General features: G+C 49.8%; 1 protein-coding gene and 1 pseudogene. Both read left to right on the top strand.

Annotation, left to right across the window (positions count from 1 at the left end; genetic code table 11):
- Positions 1–37 precede the first annotated feature (37 nt).
- Positions 38–1,237 (top strand): annotated as a pseudogene (locus tag APM_RS23180) (transposase); the annotation flags it as partial.
- Positions 1,238–1,515: 278 nt separating this feature from the next.
- A partial coding sequence (locus APM_RS21760; RefSeq protein WP_007424773.1) for a hypothetical protein occupies positions 1,516–1,945 on the top strand: 430 nt, incomplete at its 3' end.

Raw genomic sequence — 1,945 nt, 5'->3', positions numbered from 1 at the left:
GATTTTTGCTGAGCGGTTCGGGGAACTGGCATCATAGGCGCGCCGAACCGCGCGACTGGATACCATTGTTCAGCATCTTGGGTTGGCACTGGGCGGTCGACCAGCAGCGTGTCGTAGGCGTTGATGACTGGCCAAGCTGGCCAAGGTTCCGCCAGCCATTGGTTGGTGGAAAGCCAGCGGAGGGATGGCGGCGCAATTTCCGCTACGGCACGATCGTCTGTGATCTTGAACGACGGCGCACGATTGCACTTTTACTCGATCGAGAGCCGGTGACGACGCAAGCATGGCTTGCCGGGCAGGCACAGATCGAGATCGTCGCGCGCGACCGTGGCGGCGGATACGCGTTGGCTGCTGCCAGAGCTCTCCCTCGCCACGCAGGTCGCGGATCGATGGCATCTCATGGAGAATGCCAGCCACGCCTTCCTGAATGCCGTGCGCAAATCCATGCGCAGATACTCCAGGCAATCAGCGCCGCCACCATCAATCCAGAATTGCTGACGTCGGCGGAGCGCCTGCAATATGACAGCTACCTTTGGCGCAAGGAAACCAATGTCGTGATCAGCGATCTCGCGAAGGATGGTCTACCGATCAAGGCGGCCGAGCGCGGCACCGGCCATAGTCGCAAACTCGTCTGTGATATCTTGCGTGGCCAACGCACCGAGATTTTTCGGGCACGGCAGAGTTCTATCGAGCCATATCTGCCCTGGCTGGACGAACAATGAGCCGCGGAGCAGCGGAATAGTGCCGAGTTGTGGCGACAACTCAGGCAACGGGGCTTCCAGGGGAGTCTACGGGGAGTCGGTGAATGGGCGTCTCGCCGCAGGAAGGCCGAACAGGCCGAAAGAGCCATTGGCTATACACCTGCCGCCCGGAAGATCGCGCAGCTCATGACCATCGGCTGGGACGGCCTGAACAAAGCGGAGGCCGTGACGCTCGCCGCTATCGAAGCCGGCGCGCCGCGGCTCACCGAAGCCCGCGACATCATCGTCGCCTTTCAAAACATGATCCGCAGGAAATGCGACGCCGATCTGGTGCCGTGGCTCGATTGGGCCCAGAACAGCCTCGTCACCTCATTCGCCGTGCGGGCATCCTAAAAGATCAGCCCGCCATCCGCATGGCGATCACATCGCCCTGGTCCAATCGCCAGACCGAAGGCCAAATCACCAAGCTCAAGCTCGTAAAGCGCCAGATGTACGGCCGCGGAAAGCTCGACTTGCTCGAAGCGAGTCTCATCGGGTCCATGTGTACCGGACAACACCAAAATTGCGCCAGAGCCAATCTTGCACACCGATTGACAATCAGGACTCTATCATTCGAAGGAAATGCCCCTCGTAGTGAATGTTTGACAAGCAAGTGGATTTGCTTGATGAGAACAATGGCCATTTGGAGTGATATGGAAATGATTAGATACAATATAGATATTGATCATAATTACATAGAAAATTATGACAAGATGGTAAAATTATAATTATTTTATTAATCTATGGATAATTGAGGGTTGTGCTATGAAAAGAATTGAGAATTGGCTTTTTTTCAACAACTATAATATATGTTATAAATAAATATGAGAAAAATAAATATAATATAATTAATATAGTTAATTCTATTTATAGAATTGGAGTTCCAGATGTAATTATAATTGATAGATTGGGAATAAATTCAGAATTAGAACAAGGAAATAGGTATTTTAAGTATTTTTCTAAATATAATAATGTTTCTCCTAATGAAATATTATCAAATAGAGAAAAATATTTATGTCACGATAATATTGTTGTTGTAATAGATGACAATGTATCTTATCAATCTGGATATATAAATAGACATTATTTAAATCGATTTTTCCGTGGAATCAATGATGGGCTTCATGTTGGACCTATTCTTGTAGATATAGAGCGGCTTTCGACCGGTCTGAATCGCGAGGGGATTCCCATTGGCGTTGATTTCT

Source organism: Acidiphilium sp. PM, from assembly GCF_000219295.1.
GTDB classification, from domain to species: domain Bacteria; phylum Pseudomonadota; class Alphaproteobacteria; order Acetobacterales; family Acetobacteraceae; genus Acidiphilium; species Acidiphilium multivorum.
The sequence above is the reverse complement of the archived record's forward strand: the minus strand, read 5'-3'. Positions and strand labels throughout refer to the sequence as shown.